The organism is Ruegeria meonggei (genome assembly GCF_900172215.1).
GTDB lineage: Bacteria > Pseudomonadota > Alphaproteobacteria > Rhodobacterales > Rhodobacteraceae > Ruegeria > Ruegeria meonggei.
In genome coordinates this window covers 138,619-158,711 of record NZ_FWFP01000008.1, presented here as the reverse complement: position 1 = coordinate 158,711, position 20,093 = coordinate 138,619, and the positions used below count along the sequence as shown (strand labels likewise).

The following is a 20,093-nucleotide window of genomic DNA, read 5'->3' as shown; positions in this document are numbered from 1 at the left end:
CCTTGCCCCTTTTTCCAGTCCGTCGAACGGGGGCCGTTTTGAACTCTACCGTCTTTGCGCCGTGGGAAGATCCACAGGCGAAACCCTTGATCCAGTTCCAGAATGTCACCAAACGGTTTGGTGAGTTTACGGCCATCGACAACCTGTCCTTGGATATTTTCGAGCAGGAATTCTTTGCCTTGCTGGGGCCTTCGGGCTGCGGCAAGACGACCATGATGCGGATGCTGGCCGGGTTTGAAAAACCCAGCGAAGGGCATATTCTGTTGGGTGGTCAGGACATCGATCCGATCCCGCCGAACAAACGGGCGGTGAACATGATGTTCCAGTCCTACGCCCTGTTCCCTCACCTCAGCATCTGGGAAAACATCGCTTTCGGCCTGCGCCGGGACAACATGCCCAAACATGACCTTGAAGAGCGGGTCGAAGAGATGCTGCGCCTGACCCGGCTGGAGCAATTCGCCCGCCGCAAGCCGCATCAGATATCAGGCGGACAGCGACAGCGGGTTGCCTTGGCGCGATCCCTGGCCAAAGCACCAAAGCTGCTGTTGCTAGATGAACCTTTGGGAGCTTTGGACAAAAAACTGCGGCAGGATACGCAGTTTGAACTGATGGATATCCAAGAGAAAACCGGCACCACCTTTGTGATTGTCACCCACGATCAGGAAGAGGCCATGACCGTCGCCAGCCGTGTCGCGGTCATGGATCAGGGCAAGCTGATGCAGGTGGCGACGCCAGACAAAATCTATGAGAACCCCAACTCCGTCTATGTGGCCGACTTTATCGGTGATGTGAATATTATCGCCGGCCGGGCGACGGCAAACGGCGATGAAACCTACCAGATCGATTGGGCCGAAGGGCAGACGCCATTGACGGCGTCTTCCGCAAGCGGGGTTTCGAATGGGCAATCCTGCCATTTGGCAATCCGTCCCGAAAAGGTGACGATTTCCGCCGAACGCCCGTCAGAGGCGATCAACGCCGTTCAGGGAAAGGTGCATGACATTGCCTATCTGGGCAATCTGTCGACCTATTATGTTGAACTGGCAAACGGCACGATCATGAAGGCGCAGACGGCCAATACCCGCCGTATCTCGCGCCGGTCGTTCACATGGGAAGACCCGGTCTGGCTGTCCTGGACAGCAACGGCCGCGGTTTTGCTGGCAGACTGATGCGCCGCGCTCTTCTGATTGCCATTCCCTATGTCTGGCTGCTGGCGCTGTTTCTGGTGCCGTTTTTCATTGTCCTGAAAATCTCGCTGTCGGATATCGAGCTGGCCATCCCACCCTATACGCCGACGCTGGATTTGTCGCAGGGCTGGGCCGGGATCCGAGACTTTTTCAGCCAGCTCGACTTTGAGAACTTTGTCTGGCTGACCGAGGACGACCTCTATTGGAAAGCCTACCTGTCCAGCGTCAAGATCGCGCTGATCTCTACCGTTCTGACGCTGATTGTCGGATATCCCATCGCCTATGGCATGGCGCGCGCGCCTACGGAATGGCGACCGACACTGATGATGCTGGTAATTCTGCCCTTCTGGACCTCGTTTCTGATCCGGGTTTATGCGTGGATGGGTATCCTGTCGAATGAAGGGTATCTGAACCAGATTCTGCTGTGGACGGGCATCATCTCGACCCCGCTGACCATTCTGAACACCAATACGGCGGTCTATATCGGCATCGTCTACACCTATCTGCCCTTCATGATCCTGCCGATCTATTCGGCGCTGGAGCGTATGGACGAATCCCTGATCGAAGCGGCCGAGGACCTGGGCTGTTCGCGGGTTCAGGCGTTCTGGTTGGTGACCATCCCGCTGTCACGCCCCGGCATCATTGCAGGGTGCTTTCTTGTGATGATCCCGGTTATTGGAGAGTTCGTGATCCCATCGCTTTTGGGCGGATCCGGTACGCTGATGATCGGCAAGGTGCTGTGGGAGGAGTTCTTCTCGAACCGCGACTGGCCGGTGGCCAGCGCCGTGGCGGTGGTTCTGCTGCTGATCCTTGTGGTCCCGATCGTGTTGTTCCAGCGCAATCAGCAAAAACAGGCGGAGGCCGAGCAATGAACAGGATGAGCTGGTTCAACACGGTTTCGCTGACACTGGGGTTTGCGTTTCTTTACATCCCGATGATCATTTTGATCATCTTCAGCTTTAACGAAAGCAAGCTGGTCACGGTCTGGGCCGGGTTCTCGACTAAATGGTATGGTGAGTTGCTGCAGAACCAGGCCTTTCTGGATGCGGCCTGGGTCACTGTTCGGGTTGCGGTGTTCTCGTCAACGCTGGCGACCATTCTCGGCACAGCGGCGGCGTATGTTCTGGTGCGCGGGGGGCGGTTCTTTGGACGCACCCTGTTTTCCGGCATGATCTACGCGCCGCTGGTGATGCCCGAAGTGATCACCGGCCTGTCCTTGCTGCTGCTCTTTATCGGGATCGGGCTGGATCGGGGCATTTTGACCATCGTTCTGGCGCATACGACCTTTTCGATGTGCTTCGTCTCGGTTGTCGTATCCTCGCGGCTGATTACGTTTGATCAGTCCTTGGAAGAGGCCGCGCTAGATCTTGGATGCACGGCGGCACAGGCCTTTCGTCTGGTTACCCTGCCGATCATTGCGCCTGCGGTGATCTCGGGCTGGTTGCTGGCCTTTACCTTGTCACTGGACGATCTGGTGATTGCGTCGTTCACGTCGGGCCCCTCGGCCACGACCTTGCCAATCAAGATCTTTTCAGCGGTGCGTTTGGGGGTTAGCCCCGAGATCAACGCGCTGTCCACGCTTATGATTGCGGTTGTGACAGTGGGGGTCATTACCGCGTCACTGGTCACGAAACGTGCGATGGTGCGGCAAAAGCAGGACGAAATGGCCGCCGCGCGCGCTGAATGAAACGGCTGTACCCGCACTATACCTATGGCCCCGGCCCACGCGACGGGTGCTGGTGGGACGATACAATTGGCCGCCCGGTCTGGCCGGTTCATCAGGGCGATCAACGTGTTGACGTTGCAATTGTCGGTGGTGGATTCACCGGCCTGTCCGCCGCGTTGCATCTGGCTCGGGCCGGGTCGTCGGTCGCTGTGTTTGAGGCTGAAACACCTGGATGGGGGGCCTCTGGGCGCAATGGCGGATTCTGCTGCCTTGGCGGTTCAAAGCTGAGCCACAAGGCCATGACGCGCCGATACGGGGTCGTTGCCGCACAACACTATGCCCAGGCCGAAGCGGACGCGGTTCATCTTGTCGCGGATATTCTCGCCACGCACCAAATCGATGCGGATGTACATTCGAAAGGCGAAACTCAGCTGGCTCACACGCCGCGCGCGATGGAAAAGTTGCGTCGGGACGCTGATACGTCGGGCATATTGCATGAACCAGGCGACCTACCGGGATCGGGTTTCAGTGGCGGGTTTCATGGCGGGTACACCAATCCCGTCGGCTTTGGTCTGAATCCCAGAAAATATCTGTTCGGGTTGGCGCAGGCCGCCCAATCTCATGGTGCGCAGCTGTTTCAGAACAGTGCTGTTCAGGGGATCATACATGGTCAATCCGGGTATGCTGTTCAGACGGTGTCGGGCCGCGTTACAGCGGCTAACGTGCTGGTCTGCACCAACGGCTATTCCAGCGAGGATGTGCCGCCCTGGATGGCTGGCCGCTATATGCCCGCGCAATCCACAGTGCTGGTTACGCGCCCTTTGTCGCAGGCCGAGCTATTGGCCCAAGGTTGGACCACCGACCAGATGTCTTACGACACCCGCAACCTTCTGCATTATTTCCGTCTGATGCCTGACCGGCGGTTTTTGTTCGGCATGCGCGGCGGGCTGCGCTCGTCTTCGGGGGCCGAGGTTGCGATTCGTCGCAAGGTGCACAAAGACTTTGCGCGGATGTTTCCGGCCTGGGCAGATGTCGACGTGACCCATATGTGGTCCGGAATGGTGTGTCTGTCGCGGGATTTGGTGCCATTTGCCGGGCCCGTCGCGGGTCGGGCGGGCCTGTATGCTGGCTTTGCTTATCACGGAAACGGGGTGGCGATGGGAACCTATTGCGGGCGGGCATTGGCCCGGTTGGCTCTGGGGAAGGATGCCGAACTTCCGGAACCGATTGCGCGCGCACCGGGCCGATTTCCACTTGGGCTCTGGCGGCGTGTGTTGATGCCACCGGCCTATGCAGTCATGGGGCTCTGGGATTTGTAGAGATTAAAGAGTGGCGATTTCCAGTTCCAAACCTGCGGCATAATCCGCGGCGCCGTTTTCGACCCGCCACAAGCAATACGCTGCCATTCGCCACGCATACCAGCGGCGCAGCGCTTTGAAGCGTTCGACTGTATGGGCGTTGTCATAGGCGGCCAGAAACTGATCCTCTTCTTCCCGACGCAAAGCCGCACCGCGATAGACATGCTGCATGGCAGGGGACAAGAACAGCGCCAAGTCCTCTGTCGGATCGCCCTGCATCGGGCATTGCCAGTCAATCAGGGTCAGCCCCGACTGCGCGACCAGAATGTTACCGGCCACCGGGTCACCATGGATGAGGCAGGTATGGAGGGTTGGGGCAACCTGTTCAGTGGGGCGCAATTCCTCCAGACGCTGGCGCGCAGGGGATGTGCAGCCATCAAGAATACGCTGACCGTGTCGCTGCAGATCCGTGCTGCCGTTGCAGCCCTTTGGTGCCTCAATAGGCAGGTTGAGCCGATGGAAGGTTTGCAGCAGCACAGCGGCAAGGGCAGACCCGTCCCGCCAGGGTGAACCCGGCGCATGGTCGTAAAACACCCATTGGCCCAATTTATGCCGGCCGGTGGCGCGCAGGCGGGGAACAAATCCGGTGTGGTCCAACGCCCTCAGGCACTGGGCTTCCAGTGTGGCATCGTTGCGAAACAACGGATTGTGGATTCCGGCGCGATAAAGTTTCAGAACCTTGCCGCCATCTTCCCCGATCACTTTCCAGACCTGATTGGTACGCCCACCATACAGGGTTTGAAACTGCGCCCTGGCTGCGACAAGGCCTTGGCCGCGCAGGTCGTCAACAAGATCCAAAGGTGGGGCGATGGAGTCAGGCAGAGGGGTCACCGGTAGAGCAATCGAGTCGCAGGTTGCACAGGTTTGGCCTGTCCCGCCCAGCAGATCAAGTTCCGGTTCGAACCGCCGTCACTGTTCCTGCCGGTACAATCTGACCACTGTCGAGTGTCAACAGCACCGCATCTTCTCCGACCTGAGCCTCGACAACCTGATGATAGGTAGCTGCCAGCTGTTCTGACAGCAGCTCGTCGCCGTCATAGCTTTCCAATGTGGCCGCGTAAGTGCCGTCTGGCAACGGGCTGCCATCACTTGCCGTGCCTGCCCAGACAAACTCGGTTTCATTGGTGGGAGCCGTGATCCGGTCGATCACCGTCCCGTCGCTGTCGCGGATAACCATAACGGCGCTTGTCGCTGCGGGCTCGGCCTGAGCGAACAATGTTTCGGGAGCGCCATCAAATTGAAACGCGGCTGCGGCCCGTACATCCATGCCGACCCAGCTGGCCAGTTCCTCAAGATTCACACTGCCCAAAGACAGGGCCAGATCGGACAGTAGATCATTGGTCTGAACCTGCTGTTCTACCATCGAGAACTGCGCCAGTTGCGACGCATATTCCGAGGAATCCAGCGGTTCGAGCGGGTCCTGATTACGTGCTTGTGCCGTCAACATCAGCAGAAATGTCTCAAAGTCCGAAGCCAGGCCCGAAGTCTTTGACTGCGCTGCTGATGCGGTCGGCGTATTGGTCTGGGTTGTTTGTTGCGTTGGGGTAATCATACTCACATCCTTATATCGATACGCCCGTCAGCCCCCATGCGGGCCAGGGTCGGGCCGTCTTCGGCTCTGTTTTCCGGGGGTGGGGCGGAAAACGCTGTGGTGTCTTCGCTCGGTGATCCGTCATGCTGGGCATCGGACGACGTGCCCAGATCAAAGGACAGGTCCCCCAGACCAAGATTGCGGAACTCGGCCTCAAGGACCGACAGGTGCCGCCGCATCATTTCAAGGGTTTCCGGACGCTCTGCCGCAATTGCCAGATGCAGCCCGTCGTCGCGCCCGTTCAGAACGATTGAAACACGCCCCAGCTCCTCTGGATTCAGCGCGATTTCGATGGCGCCAGAGTGGGGACGCGCAGTGATGGCCGTTGCCATTTGTCCCGCGATCGCACGCGCGACTTCCGCCCGGGCCGTTGCCGTCATGGCTTGTACGGTTGGCCCGGCGTCGCGGGTCGGCGAAAACAACTGCGAGTCGCGCATTGGCTGAACGTCTTCAACCTCGCGTAACGACGAGGCGTCTGTCTGGGATGCGGTCTTTTCCGTCGCCAGCAACTGCATCTGAACAAAGGTCGGCGCGCGATCCTGCGCGGTCGGCTGTTTTGGCGTGACACCTGCGGAGGTTTGGATGCGGGGCGAGTCGCGATCCGGGTCAAAGGAGGTGCCCAAATCGGGCACACCTTGCGGGCGCGTTTCAGGACTGATCGACACCGCAGATCCGTCTTTTGGTCGGGGTGCTGCGGACTGCATCGCTCTTGGATGTGCATGTCCCTGCCCAAGTATCTGAAAGGCGGAATGGACAGTTAGCTGCGGTTGGTTTTCCTGCCCGGCAGGCGCTTCGGCAGGTCGCTTGTGTGATGGTTCAACATCAGCCTGGGTCTTTTGAGGGGGTTGCGTCGTAACCAAGGCAGACTCAACGCGTCTCTCAACGGTCTCATTCTGGGCGGGTGTCGCTGAAACCGGCACCTCTGGCAGCAGGGAATCTTCTGAAGCAACGGCGATTTCCGCCGCGTCACCTTCTTCCGTGAGATCCGCTTCAGCCTCGGGTTCCGGGACCTGAACCGCTGACGGTTCTAACAATTCAGAAGGCTGTTCGGCCTCTTGCTCCATGACCGTTTGAAACGAAGCCGCAGCTTGCGAATCGGGGCGTTCCTGCGTGTTCGCCTCGGATTTTGCGGTGGCATTGGGCGATGACAGCATCACTGAAAGAGGGTTGGGCATTTTGCTCCGGCTCCGATTATGTGACCGGAAACCTGCCTGCAGGAAGTTACATTTATTTTAACTGCTTTCGCCTTTGATCAAGAAAGTTCGATGCAAATTTCGGAGAAAGCGATGAAGATTTCTGCGACCCCGCCCCCCGCGCAGGCCCCCACAACGGCCGAGCGAATGCAGACCGCAGCCGTCGAGTTGGAGGCTGCGTTTCTGACAGTCATGCTCAAGTCCGCAGGGCTGGGCAAGGCGCGCCAGTCCTTGGGCGGAGGCGAGGGGGAAGACCAGTTTTCCTCGTTCCTTGTGCAGCAACAGGCGCAACAGCTGGCCAAATCCGGCGGTGTGGGCCTGTCCGAAATCCTGTTCCAGTCCTTGATGGAGAAAGCCGATGCCGACCAAACCCGAAACTGACCTGATCAGATCCCTCGAAGAAGTGCTGGATCTTGAACGTACCGCGCTGGTCGATGGTGACCTTGATCGGCTGAACCAAATGGCGCCCGAAAAAGAAAAGCTGATCGGTGCGGTCAATGACATGCAGGTTTTTGATAGCGACGATTTGATGCGTCTTCAGAAAAAGGTCACACGAAATCAGGCCCAGTTGAACAGTGCGGCCGAAGGGATTCGCGCTGTTGCCGGTCGTATGGCGGAACTTCGGCGTGTGCGGCAGGAGTTCTGCACCTATGGCGCGGACGGTCAACGCAGCGGGTTTTCGGTGCGTGGCAATAAGAAGCTGGAGAAACGGGCATAGCCACGGGTTTAAATCAAATCCGAATTTTCTGGCCGCGGCACCTTAGCACTCCGTTAGGAGATCGACGTCAAAGGTGGTCGGGCACCTGAACAGCAGGTGGCGCGAACAGCCCGACGGCGGGTCGCAGTGATCAGAAAGATGTCAAAGCCCGCATGTGGTGCGGGAAAGCATGGGCGCAAAGGGCCCGAACGGAAAAGGAAGAAAGCTATGTCCAGCATTCTGACCAATAATGGCGCAATGGTTGCGCTGCAGACCCTGAAATCAGTCAACAAGAACCTGGCGCAAACCCAGAGCGCGATCTCGACCGGTAAGGACGTTGCAACTGCCAAGGACAACTCAGCCGTCTGGGCGATCTCCAAAGTCATGGAGTCTGACGTCAAGGGCTTCAACGCGATCAAAGACAGCCTGGCACTGGGTGAGTCAACTGTTGCAGTGGCGCGAAACGCGTCGGAAACCGTGACGGACCTTCTGACCCAGATGAAGGAAAAGATCGTCGCAGCACAGGAAGACAACGTTGACCGCGATAAAATCCAGACGGATGTGACCGCTTTGCGGGAGCAGATCAACTCGGTTGTCGGTGCTGCTCAGTTCAACGGGCTCAACTTGGTTAACGGGGGATCTGCGTCGATCCTGTCTTCGTTGGATCGTGACAACACCGGTGCCGTGACGGCGTCGTCGATTGCTGTTGCCGGACAAGACCTGTCCATTGGTGGTTACGTCGCCAAAGACGTTCTTGCGACTTCGGATGGTGTGACAACCGATGGCGATGTGGCCGGTTTCACCATGGACCGTACCGCGGGTACTGGTGATATCGTAATCGACAGCTCAGCGGCCAACTTTGTAGTTGGTGACAGTATTTCGATCAGAGTTGGCGATCAGGAAGTGTCCTATACAATTCAGGGCAGCGATCTTGATCCATCGGGAACCTATGACGCGAACTACACTGACGCACTTGTCGCCGTTGGCCTTAAGAACCAGGTGGATGCGCTTGGTATTACGGGTGTTGCTGTCGATTATGATTCTTCCGGTGCACCGAATACGCTGTCCTTTGCAACGGGTACTGCTGCGGCCGGTGCGGATGCAAATCAAGACGTTACGGTGTCGGCTCAGTTCACCAACGCGGGTTCTGGCGGACTTGGTGCCCTGTCATCGATTAACGTTTCAACAGGTGCCGGAGCAATTGCTGCGCTGGGGACCATCGAAGGCCTGATCGACACCGCCATCGACGCATCGGCAGCGTTTGGTTCGGCACAGGGGCGGATTGAGACCCAGCAAGAGTTCATCTCGAACCTGTCGGACTCGTTCAAGTCGGGTATTGGCTCGCTGGTTGATGCCGACGTGGAAGAGACCTCGGCCTGTCTGCAGGCCCTGCAGGTACAGCAGCAGCTGGCCACACAGTCTCTGTCGATCGCTAACCAGGCACCGCAGTCGATCCTGTCGCTGTTCCGTTAAGTTTCGAAACCTAACCGGGGCGCGGAAACGCGCCCCGATCCTGACCGCCAGAAGACGGACCATTGGAAGGATTTCAAGTGACACCGCAATCTCTTGCACATCGGGCCTACGCTCAGACCGCAGCCCCCGCGCGCACCCCGCGCGACACCGAGTACGAGGCTATTTCAAAAATCACGCACCGACTCAAAGCCGCGGCCACCCGGCAAAAGACCGATTTCGGAGGGTTCGTACAGGCACTGCATGAAAACCGCCGCCTATGGACCGTTCTGGCCAGCGGTGTCGCGGATTCAGACAACGCGTTACCAAATGAATTGCGTGCACGGATTTTCTATCTGGCTGAATTCACCGAGCAGCACAGCAGCCAGATTTTGGGTAACAAGGCAACGGTGGAGCCCTTGCTTGAAATCAATATGGCTGTCCTGCGTGGCTTGCGACAGATGGGTGCAAGCTGATGGGGGGCCTGGTTCTGAAGCTGGCCCCGAAAGAGAGGGTATTGATCAATGGCGTGGTCGTGGAAAACGGGGACCGCCGCAGCCGGTTCTCGATCATGACGCCACAAGCGAACGTCCTGCGACTGCGCGACGCCATTCATCCTGACGAAGTTAATACGCCTGTGCGGCGTGTATGTTACGCTGCCCAGCTTGTGCTGTCAGGTGATATGGAGCCGGACCAGGCCCGTCAGCAACTGCTGCGGCGGGTCGAGGAACTAAGCCGGGTGTTCACCGACGCCGACAGTCACCGGGTGCTGTCCGAGGCCACCGAAGCTTTGTTGGCTGAACAGTATTACAAATGTCTGAAATCTCTGCGTGCCTTGTTGCCCAGAGAAGAGCGATTGATGGCCTATCAGCAATGACTTTCCAGCCTGTCATCCCCACAGGCGGCATTGTCGGCTGGCGCTTTCTGCAGCGTAACTACGATACACAGCTCGACAGATATGCGTCTTCGGCCGTCAACGAAAGGGAGACGCAGTATTTTCTGGAGAAGATCGCAAAGGTGCAATCGGCAGAAGATCTGGTGTCTGATCGTCGTTTGCTGCAAGTGGCATTGGGTGCGTTTGGTTTGGAAGATGACATAAACAACCGCTATTTCATTCAGAAGGTGCTGTCAGATGGCACTAACGCAGATGATGCGCTGTCCAACCGTCTGTCCGACAAAAGATACCGTGAGTTTTCTGCGGCGTTTGGGTTGGGACCGGGGGATGTGCGCAAGACGGGGTTGATCACCAATATGGAAGAGATCGCGCGTGACAATGTCGTCTCGCGGTTCGAAATATCCGTTGGTGAATCAGATGAGACGATGCGCATTTCCCTTTACGCGCAGCATGCCCTGTCTGATTTGGCCTCTCAAACTGGCAGCGCGGACACCAAGTGGTTTGATCTGATGGGACTGCCGCCGCTGCGAAGTATGATGGAAACTGCGCTTGGACTTCCATCCAGTTTTGGACGGCTGGATATCGATCGGCAGTTAGAGGTTTTCAAAGACCGGCTGTCAAGTGTGACTGGCTCTGATGATCTGGCACAGTTTAAGGATGAGGCCGCAGTTGCACAGCTGACAGATCGATTCCTTGCGCGCAGCCAGATTGCCCAATTGCAAAGCGCGATTTCGCCCGCGCAAACCGCTTTGATCCTGCTGGGTGGGTAACAAGGCCCAAGGTTCCGGCGCATTTTGGAGCGTAGGTTTTTTATCGGTATGTATCGGGGTCCGAAGAACCCGCGGAATGAAACTGTCGAACGCGGTTAGGCAGGTATTGATGCGCACAACAGGTGCCGGGTTCAGGCGTCCAGCACTGCATCCGCCGATGTTCTGAGGGCAAAGGACGTCACTGGCTGCGACACGTTATGCAGTTTTACATCCCCCAGCGGTATAGCATTGGCGCATGCAGGCAGGATATCGGCAGACACGACAATACGATGGCTGACCGTTTTACCGTATTCCCCCAGCCGGGCGGCGATATTCGCGGCCTGCCCGATCACGGTAAAGTCCAACCTTTCGCGCGATCCGACATTACCATAGGTGACCCGCCCATAGGCCACGCCAATCGAACAATCGCAATGGATGTCTGACCCTGACGAACGCAGTTCACCCAGCTTTTCTACAATTTCAGTCGCCGAGCGTTGCGCATTTTCGCGCGCGGCTATTGAATCCTCGCCAGCTGGAAAAACCGCCAATACCGCGTCGCCGATGAACTTCAGCACTTCACCGCCATTTTCATGCACGATACCGGACACGGTTTCAAAAAAGTCGTTCAGCACGCTGATATAAGCGGTTCGGCCAAGTTGTTCTTCGAGGCTGGTAGAGTTTCGCAGATCGCAGAACATGATGGCTGCGTCGATCTCATCCCCATCACCGCGTCGAATCTCGCCACCCAGAACGCGGGCACCTGAACGTTTGCCCACATAGGTTTCAAGCAGGACCTGTGCGTTTTCACGCTGCATAAAAACTTCGTAAAACCGAGCAATGACCGAGGAGCACTCGAACACCAGCCCCAGGTTTTCCGTGGTGAACCCGTCGGGGTGATCGCAAGTCAGCGTCAGAACATTGGTCCGCCCGTCCGAGAACGGCAGCGGCATGGCGACGTAATCGGTGGCGCCCTTTGCCCTGAGATCCTCCATGATCGGAAAGCTGTTTTGAGGAATTTCGTCATTCAGACGCTGGCGTACGCCGCCCAGCCCGTTCGACACATGCCGCAGTGGACTGTTGAGGTAAGCCGGATGGTCATGAATTTCATAGGTCGGGACATTGGTCGAGATTTCGGCCACACCCTTTTCCCAAATATAGTGCTTGCCTGCGATCAGTGGATGCAGCGACCAAGCCAGGATGCTCAGGCGTTGAATGGCGATGCCATGTTCCAGCATCTTCTCGGCCAGTGCTTTGGTGAAGGCTTCGGGCGTGTCATTGTTGGATGCACCGCGCATCAGCCAATCGATCAGGGGGCCGCTGATATTGCCATCTTCGGGGTCGCGTAACGTGTTCTCACCCAGATCCAGCCGGGTATAGACGCCGGACATAAACCCGATATGACCCTGAATGGCGACGCTTTCAGGCAGGGCTTCTTCATAGGCCCAGACGGAATTTGCAATTTGCGTGCCGCCAACACTGACGTCGTGATAGGTCGCGGTTCCTTTAAATGGGCAAAAGGTCTGCAACTCGGTTTCGTCGCTCAGATCGATGCAGACGTCTTTGCGCGGGATATAGATCGCCGGCGGCAACCGCGTTTCATACATGACCTTGGCATTGGTGCTTTCGGCCAGCAGAATCTCATCCCGGTAGATCGCAACCCGACCTTTCAACGGTTCAACTGAGATCCCATAGCCTTTGACTTTTGGTGTGGTGTGAACGTTCATCATCAACCTCCCTGGCGCGGGTCCCTATAGGATGGGCCTTTGGCTGAGGTTTTCCAAGGGGGGTGAGCGTTATTTTATCACACAGACCCTGTGCGCTCAGACCATCTGGATCACGTCTTTTTCAATGGACAGCATGTAGCCCTTTTTGGCGATGTTCTTGACCAGCAGCTCGCTGACCATCTGGTTGCCAAGTGTATCCCGCAGCCGTTTTATGCGCGTGGCCCCTGCGGCTTCATCGCAATCGGCAGCGTCACGGCCGGAAATCATGCCTTCGATTTGCGCGCCGGACAGAACCTCGTCATCCAGCCGGGATTCGGCCAGAACAGACAGGGTTTCCATCGCCGCCGGGGTCAGTTTGAAATCCATGTTGTTCAGGTAAACGGTGTTTTCCTCGCGGCTGATCAACAACGAAGTCACCTGAATACCGGTGCGTTCGATCTGTGCCATGCGTCGGTTCAACAGCACCAGCATCACCAGAAACACTAGCGCCGTCACCAGCATCGCGCTGGCAAAGACCAGCAGAACGAAGATCACCATCCGATAGCTGGACAAGGTGTCGGCAAAAGCCGTGCCTGACTGGGCCAGAATCTCAAGCAGGCGAATTTCGGTCTGTGAGGTCAGGTCGCTTTCGATAAACAGCCGCTCGACCCGGGCATTGAAGGCATTGGCGTCGGGCAGAGTCCAGAACAGGAAAATGGCCGCCGTCACCAGTATCAGGACGATTGCAACGATGCCCGCGCCAACCAGTCGCACGCCCGAGCGTCTGGCCTCAGTAACGGAGATAGAATTTTCCGGCATTGGCCTTCCTTTTATCCAACCCTTCGGGTCCGAACACGGACATGACGTTCAGCAAGGTCCAGCCCGACCCCTTGAGGCGTTGGGCAACCTCTTTTTTGGCCTGCCCTTTGTCACAGGCCGAGACTTGCATGACGCCATAGTGCAGGCGCAACGGATTGTCCTGCTTGGCCTTGTAGTCGGCATAGCAGTCGGCCGCCTGCGCCGCAGTGCCTAGCGATATCAGGGCCATAACGGCCAGAGAAGAGAGGATCTGTTTCATAGGCCGCATCCTGCGCATGGGATGGTCCGATATTCAATAACCTAAGGGGTTTCGCGGGTCTGCTATCGGATAACACCGGGGCGTTATTGCTTGTCTGACAGGGGGACAGCCAGTGTCGGGACATCGAATACACGGCCCGCCCCGGGCCTTATCTGAGACTATTGAAGGACACGCACCATGCATAAGAAATTTATCGCCCTGATCGTGGCAACAGCGGTTGCAGTCACCGGCGTCTCGGCCTCACAGGCGCGGGCCGCAGATGCCGGGGACATCCTTGGCGGGCTGGCCGCCATTGCGCTGATCGGCGCTGCCGTGAAGCATTTCAGCGATGAGAACAAGAAAAACACGGTGACGCATAACTACAATCATGTGTACCAACCGCCCAAGCACCACGCGCACCCCAAGCCTGCAATCAGGCCGCATCATGTGCGCCCGCTGCCGAAACACATCGCTAAATACGACCTGCCGCAGCGCTGCCTGCGCACCTTCAAGGCGTATTCCCACAAACGCCCGCTGTTGGGGGCGGGTTGCCTCAACAAACACTACAAATACAGCAAAAGCCTGCCGAACCAGTGCAAGGTCAAGTTCTGGAACGGCAAAAAGTCCAGACGGGCGTACCATCCCGGTTGCCTGCGCCAAAAGGGATACCGCGTGAGTTACAGGTAACGGTCTTCGAGCAGGAGCGGCACCGCAGAAGTGCCGCGCAGGAGAGGGTGGCGCAAGCTGCCCTCTCTTTTTTCTTGCGATGGGCGGTAAAACGCGTTTTTCCTGATCTATGACATCTCCGGATTACTCTATTGAACAAGACGCCGTGGCGAAGGGCTATTTTCGGATTGCCGGCGTCGATGAAGTTGGCCGTGGACCACTGGCCGGCCCGGTGGTTGCAGCCGCCGTTATCCTCAACCCCGACGATATCCCCGAAGGGCTGAACGATTCCAAAAAGCTGGCCGCGAAAAAGCGCGCTGTCCTGGGGGCAGCCCTGCACGATAGGGCTGAGGTTGCCGTAGCCCAAGCCTCGGTCGCCGAGATTGATGAGATCAACATCTTGCGGGCCTCTCATCTGGCGATGGAGCGCGCGGTGGCGGCGCTGGACCCACCGCCGGATTACTTGCTGATCGACGGGAACATGATTCCGCGCGATCTAGCGCTTCCGGCGCAGGCGGTGGTCAAAGGTGATGCTTATTCGGTGTCGATTGCGGCCGCTTCGATCGTCGCCAAAAACTGGCGCGATCAACTGATGGTGGATTTGGCGCAACAGCATCCCGGATATGGCTGGGAGACAAACGCCGGTTATCCGTCAAAACAACACAAGCAAGCGCTGCAAAATCTTGGTGTGACCCCACACCATAGACGTTCGTTCAAGCCTGTGCACAATATCTTGTATCAAGAGTAAATTGTAAGTCGCTGATTCAAAAAAGAAATTGACGGCGAATCCAGGATGACTCATCCTTGTCTCAACCAAATGAGCGCAAAAGCGCCGTGGAACTTGAGGCAGTGATATGACAACGACCAAGACAAAGGGCGCAGCAGCGCTCCCTCTAAACACGATTCTATCCGGGGACTGCATCAAAGTGATGAACGGTCTCCCCGAGGCGTCGGTAGACCTGATTTTCGCCGATCCACCCTATAACCTTCAACTCAAAGGTCAGTTGCACCGCCCGGATAACAGCCAGGTGGATGCGGTTGACGATCACTGGGATCAGTTTTCAAGCTTTGGTGTTTATGACCAATTCACCCGCGAATGGCTGAAAGCGGCGCATCGTCTGCTCAAGCCCAATGGCGCGATTTGGGTGATTGGGTCCTACCACAACATTTTTCGCGTCGGTACAGCCCTGCAGGACGCCGGATACTGGATTCTGAACGACGTTGTCTGGCGCAAATCGAACCCGATGCCAAACTTCCGCGGCAAACGGTTCACCAACGCGCATGAGACGATGATCTGGGCCAGCAAACGCGAAGGTGCGAAATACACCTTTAACTATGAGGCGCTGAAGGCTCTTAACGAAGGCATTCAGATGCGCAGCGACTGGGTCCTGCCAATTTGCACTGGGCATGAGCGTCTGAAGGACGAAAACGGCGACAAGGCACATCCGACGCAAAAGCCGGAATCGCTGCTGCACAGGGTGTTGATCGGGTCGACCAATCCCGGTGATGTGATCCTGGACCCGTTCTTTGGCACCGGCACGACCGGGGCTGTGGCCAAGATGCTGGGCCGCGAATTCATCGGGATCGAGCGCGAGGAAAGCTATCGCAAGGTGGCCGAGAAACGCATCGCCAAGGTCCGCAAGTTTGATCGCGAGGCGCTGGAGGTCAGCGCCAGCAAACGCTCTGAACCGCGCGTGCCCTTCGGTCAGCTGGTCGAACGCGGCATGCTGCGCCCGGGCGAAGAGCTGTATTCCATGAACCAGCGCCACAAGGCCAAGGTGCGTGCCGATGGCACGCTGGTGGGCGACAACGTCAAAGGCTCGATCCATCAGGTGGGCGCGCATCTGGAAAACGCGCCGTCCTGCAACGGCTGGACCTACTGGTGCTTTAAGCGCGACGGCAAAACCGTGCCGATCGACGTGCTGCGTCAGCAGATACGGGCCGAAATGCACAACTGATTACACCAATACCGCCGGTGCCTGTGGCCTGACACACGGCACTAAGCCTTGCCCCGCCGTCTTCGGCGGGGTCTTTTGTTTTCATCCGCCCCAGGTTTCGATATGAGCCTTCTATACTTTACGGCCCAGTGAAGGAGCCCCAGCCATGTCGGATACCACAGCCAGCGTTTCCCGTTTTGGGCGGTTCTTTGGAACGCAGCCCGACAGGGTCGAGGTGGAAAACAAATACACCGAGGCTGCATTGGAGCGGCATAAGCGCGAAGGGCTGGAACTGGCTGTTCGAGCCCGCTGGATCGCGATGGGGCTGACCGGGGTTTTGCTGATCTATCTCAACCCGCATTGGGATGTGCTTTGGTATCACTTCATCTTGGTGCTGATCTGCGCCAATGGCTGGCTAATCCAGCGTGCAGGTCGCGTAGGCCAGTCCCGGACCGAGCTGCTGCTGATCTTTGCCGATCTGCTGATCATGACCTTGGGCATGATCGTGCCAAACCCGTTCAGCGACGATGTGCGGCCGTTGGCCATGCAATACCGGTTCGACAATTTCCAGTATTTTTTCATCATCCTGGCCGCGGGTACGCTGGCTTATTCCTGGCGGACGGTGATTGCTATCGGGTCCTGGACTGCCATGATGTGGACGGTAGGTTGGATCATCGCCTGGTGGGTGTCCACACCGATGCCAGAGATAAGCACCCGATTGACTGACGCTCTGACCGGATACCCGGATATGGCTCAAATCCTAGATCCTAATAGTTTCAGATCCTCCATACGCGTTCAGCAGGTGGTTGTGTTCATGATGGTGGCCGTGACTTTGGGTGTGTCGATGCGGCGGCTCAATCTGTTGTTGATGACAAATGCGGGGCTGGAACGTGAACGGGCTAATCTATCGCGGTACTTTTCACCCAATGTGGTTGAGGAGTTGAGCCAGAATGACGACCCTCTCAAGCAGGTGCGCAAAGAGAATGTAGCGGTTCTGTTCATCGATATTGTCGGGTTCACCAAATATGCGGCCGGTCGCGATCCCTATGAGGTGATCGAAGTTCTGCGCGGGTTTCATGCACGCATGGAGGCTGAGGTCTTCCGCCATCACGGTACATTGGACAAATACTTGGGCGATGGTCTGATGGCCACGTTTGGCACGCCAGTGCCGACACCGTCGGATGCCAGCAACGCGGTGGCCTGCGCGCGGGATATGATTACTGTTATCAACCGCTGGAATCTGGAGCGGCGTAGGGCCGGCGAGCCCGAGATCCATGTTGGGGTCGGGGTTCACTATGGCTCGGTGGTTTTGGGCGATATTGGGGCCAATCGTCTGGAGTTTGCGGTGATAGGAGATGCGGTGAACGTTGCCGCCAAGCTAGAGGCGCTGACACGCGAATTCCGGGCCCGGATTGTCCTGAGCGAAGCGGTGCGGGTGCAATTGGAGCAGGAGGGCAACACCGCGGCCGAACTCATGGCCGGGTTCGAGGCGCATATCAACAAGGCGGTGCGCGGCGTTGAATACCCGATGGATGTTTGGGTGATGTAGCACAGGGTGCTCCCGCCGATCTGCCCTGCATCAAAGATGCAATGCGGATCGTTGGGCCAGGCAGCACGCTGGCGCGTGCTGCGGTCAGGTCCCAGGCGTCGGGTTTTGCGACCGGTTGTAAGGTTTCCAGTCTGAGATTTCAGGGTAGTACTGTCGACGCCAGGCCCGCACGCGCGGGTTCATCACCCGCCGCCAGAGCGGTGGGATCATCGCGGCAACCGTCATCACCGGATAGCCATAGGGCAGTTGCGGCGCGGCATCCTCGGAATGGTGTTGCAACAGCGGAAAGCGGCGGTTGGGTTTGTAGTGGTGGTCCGAGTGTCGTTGCAAGTTGATCAGCAGCCAGTTTGACGCCTTTTGTGACGCGTTCCACGAATGACGGGGCTGAACATGTTCGTATTTTCCCTGACCCAGATGCTTCCGTGTCAAGCCGTAGTGCTCCACGTAGTTGACCAGCTCAAGCTGCCAGATGGCGACACCTGCCTGAATCAAAAACAGGGCAACGCCGAGCAGGCCTCCGATCGCGAAGGCCAGCACCAGCATGGCCAGCTGCAATGCCCAGTAGCGCCAGAATGGGTTGGCGCGGTCGGTCCAGGGGCGGTCCTTGCGCGCCAGTTTGTCACGCTCGGCCCGGAAGGCCGAGACGAGGCATTGTATCAAGACACGGGGGTAAAACCGGTGGAACCCCTCGTTGTACCGTGCGGTGACCGGGTCGCGCGGGGTGCCAACATAGCGGTGATGCACCAGCAAGTGCTCGGACCTGAAATGCGAATACAGGACCATAGCCAGCAGGATGTCCCCCAGCCAGCGTTCCAATCGCCCTTTCTGGTGCATAAGCTCATGGCTGTAGTTGATGCCGATGGTCCCGGATATCACGCCCATGCCAAAGAACAGCCCGATTTTGGTCAGTGTGGTCAGATGATCCGTATGGGTTGTGTACCAGATCAGTCCATACAGCGTCAGGAACTGTGTTGGGACCCAGGCTTTGGTCAGCAGCACATACCAGTGCAACGCAGTGTCGGGCGTGTCGGGGTCGGCGTTGTTCAGCGCTAGCCCAGTCAACCGATCCAGCAGAGCAAAGGCCCACCAGGTCGACAGCGGCACCAGCAGAACCCACCAGCCGCCGGCAAAGGCAGCGGCCCAGATCAACGGAATCAGCAGGAAAGAGACCCAGAACGGAAGGGCCGATTGCCAGCGTGACAGGGTCTCAGGTGCGATCATCGAGTGGCTCCGTACAACTGCGCCGAGATTAGTCCCAGACCGACATCGTCACAATGGGTTACCGATTGCGCCAGAGATCATGGGCCTTGCGCATGACCGTCGGCAGATCGCCGGGTCGAAAAGCGTGTTTCGCCATCACAAGTAGGCCGTTTGGAATAGTGTTTTCAGGCAAGGGCGCTGTCCAGATGCGCAGGATCAGGTGGAAATGGGTAAAGGTATGGCGCACCTCGCCTGGAAGGGAATGCCACTGGGCCGAAAAAGGCGGCGTTTCGGCTGGTGCCTCTGACCAGTCGGAACCGGGCCAGCCCAGCATGCCACCCAACAACCCTTTGTCTGGGCGACGCTGCAGCAACAGCGCTCCGTCCTCTGCTTGCGCGATGTAGATATGCCCATAGCGGGTTGGTTTGGGCTTTTTCGGTGTTTTACGCGGCAGGTCAGGCTGCGTTCCGGCCATACGGGCCTGACAAGGGTCGCGCAGCGGACAAATCCCACAGGTCGGGGATTTCGGCGTGCAGATCGTCGCGCCCAGATCCATCACTGCCTGCGCGTAATCGCCGGGGCGCTGGCGCGGCGTCAATACAGCGGCTTTTTCCTTGAGCTGTGGTTTGGAACCGGGCAGAGGGTCGTGGATGTCAAAAAACCGGGCCATGACCCTTTCGACATTGCCGTCCAGAACGGTTTCCGAGCGATCAAAGGCAATGGCCGAGATCGCAGCGGCCGTGTAAGGGCCAATGCCCGGCAGTTTCAGAAGGGAGTCATAAGTGTCGGGGAATGCTCCGCCATGGTCATCGGTCACAACCCTCGCGCATTTCAGCAGATTTCGGGCGCGGGCGTAATAGCCCAACCCGGCCCATTCGCCCATGACTTGGTCGTCAGGCGCGGCCGCAAGGGCCTGAACCGTTGGCCAGCGCGAGGTGAACCGAAGGAAGTACTCGCGCACAGCAGCCACTGTCGTTTGTTGCAGCATCACCTCGGACAGCCAGATGCGATAGGGGTCCGGCACCACGCCTGCAGCCCGATCTGCCGGGCCCACGCGCCATGGCATCGAACGGGCGTGGTGGTCGTACCAGTTCAGCAGGGTTCGGCTCAGGTCAATTTCACTGGTTTCACGCAAGTTTTATCTATCTCCCTGTCGGGTTTCGCTGGCGCCTGTTCATATGCCCTCTACAATAGTGGGG

At 57.8% G+C, this 20,093-nt stretch carries 22 protein-coding genes; 14 read left to right on the top strand and 8 right to left on the bottom strand.

Annotated elements, in window-relative coordinates:
• Nucleotides 1–38: 38 nt before the first annotated feature.
• Genes RUM8411_RS14535 through RUM8411_RS14520 form a run of 4 tightly spaced genes read left to right on the top strand, consistent with a single transcriptional unit; the run spans nucleotide 39 to nucleotide 4,169 of the window.
• A complete protein-coding gene (locus RUM8411_RS14535) occupies nucleotides 39–1,166 on the top strand; it encodes an ABC transporter ATP-binding protein (RefSeq protein ID WP_085823492.1) in 1,128 nt (375 codons plus the stop codon).
• Complete coding sequence (locus tag RUM8411_RS14530) at nucleotides 1,166–2,056, top strand: ABC transporter permease subunit (RefSeq protein ID WP_085823428.1); 891 nt, start codon at nucleotides 1,166–1,168, stop codon at nucleotides 2,054–2,056. The genes RUM8411_RS14535 and RUM8411_RS14530 overlap by 1 nt, the downstream gene beginning before the upstream one ends.
• Nucleotides 2,053–2,871, top strand: a complete 819-nt coding sequence (locus RUM8411_RS14525) for an ABC transporter permease (RefSeq protein ID WP_085823427.1) — start codon at nucleotides 2,053–2,055, stop codon at nucleotides 2,869–2,871. The genes RUM8411_RS14530 and RUM8411_RS14525 overlap by 4 nt, the downstream gene beginning before the upstream one ends.
• A complete protein-coding gene (locus tag RUM8411_RS14520; protein WP_085823426.1) occupies nucleotides 2,868–4,169 on the top strand; it encodes an NAD(P)/FAD-dependent oxidoreductase in 1,302 nt (433 codons plus the stop codon). The genes RUM8411_RS14525 and RUM8411_RS14520 overlap by 4 nt, the downstream gene beginning before the upstream one ends.
• A gap of 3 nt (nucleotides 4,170–4,172) precedes the next feature.
• Here the strand turns inward: RUM8411_RS14520 and RUM8411_RS14515 are convergent, their stop codons facing one another.
• Genes RUM8411_RS14515 through RUM8411_RS14505 form a run of 3 tightly spaced genes read right to left on the bottom strand, consistent with a single transcriptional unit; the run spans nucleotide 4,173 to nucleotide 6,974 of the window.
• The gene (locus tag RUM8411_RS14515) at nucleotides 4,173–5,039 is read right to left on the bottom strand and encodes an aminoglycoside phosphotransferase family protein (RefSeq protein WP_234995245.1); all 867 of its coding nucleotides are present in this window, start codon (nucleotides 5,037–5,039) and stop codon (nucleotides 4,173–4,175) included.
• A gap of 55 nt (nucleotides 5,040–5,094) precedes the next feature.
• A complete protein-coding gene (locus RUM8411_RS14510) occupies nucleotides 5,095–5,760 on the bottom strand; it encodes a flagellar hook capping FlgD N-terminal domain-containing protein (RefSeq protein ID WP_085823425.1) in 666 nt (221 codons plus the stop codon).
• A 2-nt stretch (nucleotides 5,761–5,762) separates the two neighbouring features.
• On the bottom strand, nucleotides 5,763–6,974 hold the full coding sequence (locus RUM8411_RS14505) for a flagellar hook-length control protein FliK (protein WP_085823424.1): 1,212 nt from the start codon (nucleotides 6,972–6,974) through the stop codon (nucleotides 5,763–5,765).
• A 111-nt stretch (nucleotides 6,975–7,085) separates the two neighbouring features.
• On the opposite strand from RUM8411_RS14505, the gene RUM8411_RS14500 reads away from it, so the two are divergent.
• The 6 genes from RUM8411_RS14500 to RUM8411_RS14475 all read left to right on the top strand — a co-directional run bounded on the left by RUM8411_RS14500 (nucleotide 7,086) and on the right by RUM8411_RS14475 (nucleotide 10,803).
• Complete coding sequence (locus RUM8411_RS14500; protein WP_143534913.1) at nucleotides 7,086–7,373, top strand: rod-binding protein; 288 nt, start codon at nucleotides 7,086–7,088, stop codon at nucleotides 7,371–7,373.
• Nucleotides 7,351–7,710, top strand: coding sequence for a flagellar biosynthesis protein FlgN (locus RUM8411_RS14495; RefSeq protein WP_085823422.1), 360 nt, complete (start codon nucleotides 7,351–7,353; stop codon nucleotides 7,708–7,710). Before RUM8411_RS14500 ends, RUM8411_RS14495 begins: the two co-directional genes overlap by 23 nt.
• A gap of 207 nt (nucleotides 7,711–7,917) precedes the next feature.
• Nucleotides 7,918–9,162 (top strand): flagellin N-terminal helical domain-containing protein, encoded by a 1,245-nt coding sequence (locus RUM8411_RS14490; protein WP_085823421.1) that lies wholly within the window; start codon nucleotides 7,918–7,920, stop codon nucleotides 9,160–9,162.
• A gap of 77 nt (nucleotides 9,163–9,239) precedes the next feature.
• Nucleotides 9,240–9,614, top strand: a complete 375-nt coding sequence (gene flaF / locus RUM8411_RS14485) for a flagellar biosynthesis regulator FlaF (protein WP_085823490.1) — start codon at nucleotides 9,240–9,242, stop codon at nucleotides 9,612–9,614.
• The gene (flbT, locus tag RUM8411_RS14480; RefSeq protein ID WP_085823420.1) at nucleotides 9,614–10,015 is read left to right on the top strand and encodes a flagellar biosynthesis repressor FlbT; all 402 of its coding nucleotides are present in this window, start codon (nucleotides 9,614–9,616) and stop codon (nucleotides 10,013–10,015) included. Before flaF ends, flbT begins: the two co-directional genes overlap by 1 nt.
• Nucleotides 10,012–10,803: a DUF1217 domain-containing protein gene (locus RUM8411_RS14475; protein WP_085823419.1), complete on the top strand. Its 792-nt coding sequence runs from the start codon at nucleotides 10,012–10,014 to the stop codon at nucleotides 10,801–10,803. The genes flbT and RUM8411_RS14475 overlap by 4 nt, the downstream gene beginning before the upstream one ends.
• A 131-nt stretch (nucleotides 10,804–10,934) precedes the next feature.
• Here RUM8411_RS14475 and RUM8411_RS14470 read toward each other — a convergent pair whose 3' ends face one another.
• The 3 genes from RUM8411_RS14470 to RUM8411_RS14460 all read right to left on the bottom strand — a co-directional run bounded on the left by RUM8411_RS14470 (nucleotide 10,935) and on the right by RUM8411_RS14460 (nucleotide 13,563).
• Nucleotides 10,935–12,506, bottom strand: coding sequence for a DUF427 domain-containing protein (locus RUM8411_RS14470; RefSeq protein WP_085823418.1), 1,572 nt, complete (start codon nucleotides 12,504–12,506; stop codon nucleotides 10,935–10,937).
• A 96-nt stretch (nucleotides 12,507–12,602) separates the two neighbouring features.
• The gene (locus RUM8411_RS14465; RefSeq protein ID WP_085823417.1) at nucleotides 12,603–13,304 is read right to left on the bottom strand and encodes a winged helix-turn-helix domain-containing protein; all 702 of its coding nucleotides are present in this window, start codon (nucleotides 13,302–13,304) and stop codon (nucleotides 12,603–12,605) included.
• Nucleotides 13,276–13,563 (bottom strand): hypothetical protein, encoded by a 288-nt coding sequence (locus tag RUM8411_RS14460; RefSeq protein ID WP_085823416.1) that lies wholly within the window; start codon nucleotides 13,561–13,563, stop codon nucleotides 13,276–13,278. Before RUM8411_RS14460 ends, RUM8411_RS14465 begins: the two co-directional genes overlap by 29 nt.
• Before the next feature lie 177 nt (nucleotides 13,564–13,740).
• On the opposite strand from RUM8411_RS14460, the gene RUM8411_RS14455 reads away from it, so the two are divergent.
• The 4 genes from RUM8411_RS14455 to RUM8411_RS14440 all read left to right on the top strand — a co-directional run bounded on the left by RUM8411_RS14455 (nucleotide 13,741) and on the right by RUM8411_RS14440 (nucleotide 17,694).
• On the top strand, nucleotides 13,741–14,229 hold the full coding sequence (locus RUM8411_RS14455) for a hypothetical protein (protein WP_085823415.1): 489 nt from the start codon (nucleotides 13,741–13,743) through the stop codon (nucleotides 14,227–14,229).
• A gap of 109 nt (nucleotides 14,230–14,338) precedes the next feature.
• Nucleotides 14,339–14,956 (top strand): ribonuclease HII, encoded by a 618-nt coding sequence (gene rnhB / locus RUM8411_RS14450; protein ID WP_085823414.1) that lies wholly within the window; start codon nucleotides 14,339–14,341, stop codon nucleotides 14,954–14,956.
• Nucleotides 14,957–15,062: 106 nt separating this feature from the next.
• Nucleotides 15,063–16,166 carry a site-specific DNA-methyltransferase gene (locus RUM8411_RS14445; protein ID WP_085823413.1) on the top strand — a complete coding sequence of 368 codons (1,104 nt, stop codon included), beginning with the start codon at nucleotides 15,063–15,065 and terminating at the stop codon, nucleotides 16,164–16,166.
• A gap of 145 nt (nucleotides 16,167–16,311) precedes the next feature.
• A complete protein-coding gene (locus RUM8411_RS14440) occupies nucleotides 16,312–17,694 on the top strand; it encodes an adenylate/guanylate cyclase domain-containing protein (protein WP_085823412.1) in 1,383 nt (460 codons plus the stop codon).
• An 84-nt stretch (nucleotides 17,695–17,778) separates the two neighbouring features.
• On the opposite strand, the gene RUM8411_RS14435 is transcribed toward RUM8411_RS14440, so the two are convergent.
• Together RUM8411_RS14435 and mutY are read right to left on the bottom strand one after the other, a co-directional pair.
• On the bottom strand, nucleotides 17,779–18,915 hold the full coding sequence (locus RUM8411_RS14435) for an alkane 1-monooxygenase (RefSeq protein WP_085823411.1): 1,137 nt from the start codon (nucleotides 18,913–18,915) through the stop codon (nucleotides 17,779–17,781).
• A gap of 58 nt (nucleotides 18,916–18,973) precedes the next feature.
• Complete coding sequence (mutY, locus tag RUM8411_RS14430; protein ID WP_085823410.1) at nucleotides 18,974–20,029, bottom strand: A/G-specific adenine glycosylase; 1,056 nt, start codon at nucleotides 20,027–20,029, stop codon at nucleotides 18,974–18,976.
• Nucleotides 20,030–20,093: the final 64 nt, after the last annotated feature.